Origin of the sequence: Phytobacter sp. V69 (genome assembly GCF_965644215.1) — a bacterium.
In the GTDB taxonomy this organism is placed as follows: Bacteria; Pseudomonadota; Gammaproteobacteria; order Enterobacterales; family Enterobacteriaceae; genus Phytobacter.
Genome location: NZ_CBFFRL010000244.1, coordinates 1 through 5891 on the forward strand (window position 1 = coordinate 1; position 5891 = coordinate 5891).

Here is a 5891-nt window from a genome sequence, read left to right on the forward strand (position 1 = left end):
TTATTATCGAGTTCGGTGACCGCCTGGACGGTCACTTCTGAGAAAAGGCATTTACACAGAATCGTGTACAGGGTCCATCCGGAATATGCGGCATTAACCCAGACTCTCCAGCAGGCTTTCCGCCATAACCCACAGGGCGCGGTTGAGCTTCACGTCGCCATCGATACCCTTTACCGCCCGGGTGTGCGAACGCTTCCCTTTCGCTGTTCGCCCGGTCAGCCCGCCTTTAACCAGGTTTTCCTGAATACGCTGGTAAGTAGTCCACAGGTCGTTACTTTCATCCTGCCAGCGGCGGGGGCTGAGGACCTGGGATTCGGTAACAGGGTGATGCTCTTCACCAAAGCGATACGTCAGTGCCGCTTTTGCCATCGCCTGCTGTGCCGGTGGTGGTAACAAAAGCGATTCCATCGCATCGCGCTTCTCCTCCACCCGGTCAAATATCCTCAGTACTTCCCAGGCACCTTCAATAACTTTCTCCACCACATTGCCTTTATGGGGCACACGCACCTCGCCAAAACTTTCACCACAGACAAGACCGTTTTGACAAACAAAACGGAACAGACCCGGTAGCATCTGGTATGAGCTGGAGCCATCATGGCTGTTGAGCAGGATGATTTCGGGCACCTGTTTACCGGTTATCTGGCCTTCGCGGCGCAGGCGCAGCATGTGCTTCGTGTGTTCGCGTTTGTTCAGGTCACGCACGCGTGTCTGGCAGGCGAAGAATGGCTGGAAGCCTTCGCGCTGCAGGTTGTCGAGCAGGGTGATAGTCGGGATATATGTGTATCGCTCTGAGCGTGATTCATGCTTTTCTTCACTGAATACGCTGGGCACATAGTGCGCCAGCTCATTACGGGTTAACGGGCGGTCGCGGCGAACAAGGTTCACCGAACCAAAGCGGCTGGCTAATTTCATGGTTATTTCCTTTCTGAAAGACAAAAGAAAACGCCCTGCTCGGATGAGCAGGGCGCTGAGGGTGTGTTACTGATATTTTAAAGGTTGTGGATAAGACTTACGGAAGGGCAAACTTTGGTACGCAGCCGTTATCGCCAAATTCAGGAATAACAGCGCCAGCACCTTTGAGCGTAAACGCTGCTGGTTTCGCACCGGAACCCGAGGCAATGACGTTCCTGCCGCTACGTAGTTTGTTCCATGCCCACATCAGATTGTCTGAACCCACATGGGATTCGCTTTCGCTGATGTTTACTTCTTCTTCGCTGTCAATTTTCATCGTCAGTTTCTGGCCGCTGTCCATAGTGACCTGGTGACCATTCGCATCAGTGAAGATAATGGTGGCAGCCTGCGAACCGGAACTGTCGCAGGCGAGATACAACTGCGACTGCCCCTTGCCGAGGATGATATATTCCGCCGAACCCTGTGCGAAACCGCTGGTCCAGGCATCGTGGGTACCGAATGCCAGCGCCTGGCCGGAGAAGCAGAGCGAGAGGGTAAGAGCCACAATTGTTCTGAATGACATAATACTTTTCCTTAATAACCAATAAGAAAGACCAGAAGGATAAGGCCTGATACGGATAGTGGGGTTATTCGCTGACGGTGAAGGTGCCCTGGTCTGTAAACACTCTGGCTTCAAGGAAGCTGCAGACCACGCCTGGTGGTGGCTGAAGCCATGTATGACCGAAATGCCAGGTCAGGCCGTCAGCAAAATGCATTGTGGTGGGAGTGAAGACCGCCCCCTGAGCCACCCATCCCTGGAGGTTTTTGCCCTGATAAGTGACAGTCCCTTTTGTCAGCAGCGGGCATTTTCCCCGGTTGACGTCAATATTCTTAATCTGAACAGTGTCAGTTTTAGCCGTAACAGTGACATTGATACCCTGTATGTTTCTCTGTATATCGACCCTGATGACGTCATTTTCAGCCGCGCTGGCAATTGAAGCCAGTCCAGACAGCATTGCTATTGCGGCAGCGGAACAGAGCTTTTTCATGTGCCTCCCTGAGGATATGGTTAACCCTACGATTTATCGCACTGATTTTTAATGAATAAATGATAGTGGGTAATATTCCCTGATGGATTTTATTACCCGGTATTGATAGTGGATAATGAATAAACACGATCGGTTCGATCGACAAAATCGATCGTGATAAAGCGAAATTGCTTATGGATGGTATTAACCGAAAAAGAACGACCAGACGCTACGCGCAGCATGAGCCACGGTATGAGTTACGGCGTGAAGAGCATTGCGGGCAACCTGAGGCATAGGTATCAGGTCAATGACGTGATCAACGGCATCGGCCACGAGCTCTGCGAAGCTCTCGCGTGCGGTGCTGGTGATATAAGGCGTGTGGTAAGCTCCATGAAGATGAGGCACAAGTGGGCTGCGGGCCTGCTTTGGGAGCCGGGTGATCATGACTTCCACAATTTTAGCAAGCTGATAACGCCCCTTGACCGAGACTGGCAGAATGTCATCAGCAGCCACGGGAAGCTGACGGGCCGCGGCCTGGCGTTTCAGTACAATATGCTGCGCCTGTAATACAGAAGGTAGTGCCGAGGCCCAGTTCCACTGCTCAGCGGGCTCAATCTTATCCACCTGGTTGAGCAACCACAGAACGGGAGGTGGCGAGCCACAGTACTGCGCAAACACATCTTCATAAAACTTCTCTTCCACAGCATAAGCGCGGTCATCGGCCTTGAGCACCCACAGTACCATATCGAGCTGTGGCATCAGTTCCCGGTACAACTCGCAGTATTCACCGTCGCGAGATTGGCTTTCACCCACGCCAGGTAAATCGATCAGTGTCAGGAAATGATTACCGAAACGAAGCCGTATGCGCTGTGGCTGGCGGGTGCAGGCTTCCACAGCGTTCACGGCACAGACTTCGCTACGGAACAACGCATTGCACAAACTGCTCTTCCCAACGCCAGTTTTCCCCATGATGCCAATCACAGGTTCATAGGTGACAAGCCGGTTGAGCTCTTGCAACAGATGCTGACGTAACGCGTACGGATAACGCCGCAGATGGCGGCGGATAAGGGCGTAGCCCGAGGGATGTTTCATATCGGCCTCTGAATGAAAAAAGACCATCCGGTGGGGATGGCCTGTTGGTAACAGGAGTTAAACGGGAGGGAATTCAGTAAGATGATATATAACTGAAATGATTTTTAATTCTTTCTGTTCAGATCATCCCAGGCTTTATTAATAAGAAACTCAATTACATCAGCACTGTTGAGGTTATGGCGTTTTACCAGCCTTTCCAGATTATCTTTAGTTGCCTTAGATACTCGTATATTGATCGGCTTTTTATCTGCAACTTTCTCACGGTGCTTCATATTCGCAAAGCGCTTACGTAGCTTTGTCAGAAAGAGCGTTTTTGTATCTGGTCTTGCATTCCATAAAGAATAGATAAGCGGAACGGCTCTACGCCAGGAGTCTGGACCGAGCTCTATACCGCGGAAGTCCTCTGAAAGATCCTCCTGATTTTCAAATTGCTTCCAGATCCATGTAATATGTTTAGACTCCACTCCGGACATCCATGAGAAATCATTTTCCTTCTCACTTTTTGTACGCTCATATCCTCTTTTTATTCTGTCGAGGATGTTATTTCTCTCATCGAGATAATAAGGGGATAAGTCCAGTAAAGATAATGCAGCAGTCAGGCATTCTTTGGGGTTGAAAGCAGAAGTAACAGGAAGATCTATCCGCTGCATCATAAAGTATTTCTCATTACGCCTTTTTCCTGCGCGATGAGAACGGTAACGGCTTTTGGGGATAATTCGCTCACTATCAGAAATTATTTCTTCAGCGTAAGTGTGATTTTTAAACATGTATAACCAGAAATAAACGCAGGCATCTTCATCATTCTTCAACCAGGCTATCTGAGACTCATGAATAAGTCGCTCCTGATATATTTCCTTGTAGCGGGCTGCACGCCTTAAAACAGTTGCGTCTCCGTCAGTTCGTAGATCATTTTCAATTTTTCTGTTCAGTGTACTGTTACACCGCACGAGATCGTTTTCCCGTCCCAGAACAAATTGTTTTGCTTCATCCCAGAATCCGAGACGCCGTAAAAGATAGACTCCCTCACGGATGCTCTCCGCTTTGACATGACTGAACATGTTTATCTTCCTTACTAATAAGTTACCAATTTTAAGGATGATTCTACTACTGATAATGGTGTAAAAATAGACGATTTTAACTATTCTTTAAGCTTTAATTTCGGCAGGTTTGAGATTAACTCAAGCATGATTTGCAGAGATACTAGAGCGGATATCACGATATCCTTAAATATTTTAGTGTTTAAAAAACAACATATTATGGTTATTTTCATTATGATTTCGTTATCAAATCAATGGTTTTACCTACAGGCCTTGAGGTTTTTCGGAAATGTGAGAATGAACCAGTAGTAAGAAAAACGATGAGGATAGATCGCCATAATCCAGATGTGTGTGAAAGGTGAAGGAGCTTATGTGAGAGATTGCCACCTGATCAGCCAAAAGTGACACTTTCCCTTTGTAATGACAATGTAGTCGCATCAGCGTTTTCGTGATGATGCAGGGAATAACGGTATCAAAATTTAGCGCCCTGGATATATTTAGTATCAAGAACCAAGTTTAGCTGGTGTAGTGAGAAAGGAACTGGCATCAGTTGCAACGGGTGCTTCAGTACGTACCTGAGTAACTTCTCTGATTCAATCAAAAATATCCACTTTAGCATTGAACGATTCAACCCAAAATGGGCCATCAGCTAACCTGAAAGAAAATCGATGGACCACGCCATGTTATTATTTCTGGTAAATGTTTACCATGCGGTAATGTCAATTTCAAAGATAGATTCCATTTCTGATGGTACAGCCATCCACTAATTTTTGGCCATTACTGGAGACGCTGGAGTTAAATTTTTATACAACCGACACTCAGTTATTTTGGTTTCCTCACTATCCAGCAAGATGGCCAGACTGGGTGAGGTGATGGCTTTGTTAACACCCTTTCGTCAATCCCGTCATCGGAAGGTCAGCAAAGCAGAAAATTGAACTGCATGTTATTTCTCTATTGAGTAAACTCAAACCACAAATATCTTCTAACGCCCACTCGTCGTATTCAGCGACCACATTTTATTTAAGCCAGAAAGTCATGATAACTTAGAAAATCCATATTTTACCATGTCTTAATTTTAACCATAAACTGAATTTAGGTATTATTATTTCTACTTAAAGAAGTGTTCTGAATCCCCACCGTTATCTAACCCATTACAGTACTCATGATTACCTGCACCATCACATTCCTGTTCAGCAGGTGTGTCAATCCAAGCCAGTTACAGCTGACTCATTCAAATCTGAAGAATCTCGCACATCCAATGTTAACCACATTGAGAGAGACGACATGACTTATCGAACCAATCCGAATTACACCATTGATGACGAATTATTCACTGGCCTGACAGACCATATGGAAAGGCTTCGGGAGCGTTACTCCGACATTATTCCACTTCGTATGGACTTCGCTTACAAGACGACCAGTCGCCGTTATGCTGACCGTTATCGGGATCACTGGGATATGGACATGTACCGGCTGGCTGCGCGGGTATTACGCTCTGGCTGCGTTATTGGCTATGCGTGGGTAATGGAATTCACATGGCAGCATGGTCTTCATTTTCACGCGGTGTTCTACCTGGATGGCCAACGTAAGCGGAATTCATACCGTTCTGCGAGGGTGATTGCCGAAGAATGGCGAGATGTGACAGACGGCGAGGGGATCTTTGAGAACTGCCAGAAGAAGATTTACCACAAGGTTAATGGTGCCAGATGCCTGCATTACTGTAAGCGTAAAGCCAGCGCCGTATGTAGCCATTAAGCCAGTACTGGTAACTTAGACGCCCACCTGTACAGACGGACATCTAAGTATGGAATCCCAATCCTGGCGAAAAGAACCCCGTAAGAAT

General features: G+C 47.2%; 6 protein-coding genes. 1 reads left to right on the forward strand and 5 read right to left on the reverse strand.

Features of this window, described 5'->3' with window-relative positions; all coding sequences use genetic code 11:
• Positions 1 to 93 precede the first annotated feature (93 nt).
• The 5 genes from ACSZPU_RS22525 to ACSZPU_RS22545 all read right to left on the reverse strand — a co-directional run bounded on the left by ACSZPU_RS22525 (position 94) and on the right by ACSZPU_RS22545 (position 4069).
• A complete protein-coding gene (locus tag ACSZPU_RS22525; protein WP_499003349.1) occupies positions 94 to 912 on the reverse strand; it encodes a DUF932 domain-containing protein in 819 nt (272 codons plus the stop codon).
• A gap of 97 nt (positions 913 to 1009) precedes the next feature.
• Positions 1010 to 1474, reverse strand: coding sequence for a YfjT/YkfB family phage-associated protein (locus ACSZPU_RS22530; protein WP_499003352.1), 465 nt, complete (start codon positions 1472 to 1474; stop codon positions 1010 to 1012).
• 64 nt (positions 1475 to 1538) lie between these two features.
• Entirely contained in the window at positions 1539 to 1940 is a 402-nt protein-coding gene (locus ACSZPU_RS22535) for a hypothetical protein (protein ID WP_499003355.1), read from the reverse strand.
• A gap of 183 nt (positions 1941 to 2123) precedes the next feature.
• Complete coding sequence (locus ACSZPU_RS22540) at positions 2124 to 3011, reverse strand: GTPase family protein (protein WP_499003357.1); 888 nt, start codon at positions 3009 to 3011, stop codon at positions 2124 to 2126.
• Between the two features lie 104 nt (positions 3012 to 3115).
• The gene (locus tag ACSZPU_RS22545) at positions 3116 to 4069 is read right to left on the reverse strand and encodes a hypothetical protein (protein WP_499003360.1); all 954 of its coding nucleotides are present in this window, start codon (positions 4067 to 4069) and stop codon (positions 3116 to 3118) included.
• A gap of 1263 nt (positions 4070 to 5332) precedes the next feature.
• Between ACSZPU_RS22545 and ACSZPU_RS22550 the strand changes: the two genes are divergently transcribed.
• The gene (locus ACSZPU_RS22550; RefSeq protein WP_499003362.1) at positions 5333 to 5803 is read left to right on the forward strand and encodes a hypothetical protein; all 471 of its coding nucleotides are present in this window, start codon (positions 5333 to 5335) and stop codon (positions 5801 to 5803) included.
• Positions 5804 to 5891: the final 88 nt, after the last annotated feature.

What these genes read in the sequence shown, in the direction of transcription:
- ACSZPU_RS22530 (WP_499003352.1), bottom strand. Translation starts at nt 1,474, where the DNA reads ATGTCATTCAGAACAATTGTGGCTCTTACCCTCTCGCTCTGCTTCTCC.
- ACSZPU_RS22535 (WP_499003355.1), bottom strand. Translation starts at nt 1,940, where the DNA reads ATGAAAAAGCTCTGTTCCGCTGCCGCAATAGCAATGCTGTCTGGACTG.
- ACSZPU_RS22545 (WP_499003360.1), bottom strand. Translation starts at nt 4,069, where the DNA reads ATGTTCAGTCATGTCAAAGCGGAGAGCATCCGTGAGGGAGTCTATCTT.
- ACSZPU_RS22525 (WP_499003349.1), bottom strand. Translation starts at nt 912, where the DNA reads ATGAAATTAGCCAGCCGCTTTGGTTCGGTGAACCTTGTTCGCCGCGAC.
- ACSZPU_RS22540 (WP_499003357.1), bottom strand. Translation starts at nt 3,011, where the DNA reads ATGAAACATCCCTCGGGCTACGCCCTTATCCGCCGCCATCTGCGGCGT.
- ACSZPU_RS22550 (WP_499003362.1), top strand. Translation starts at nt 5,333, where the DNA reads ATGACTTATCGAACCAATCCGAATTACACCATTGATGACGAATTATTC.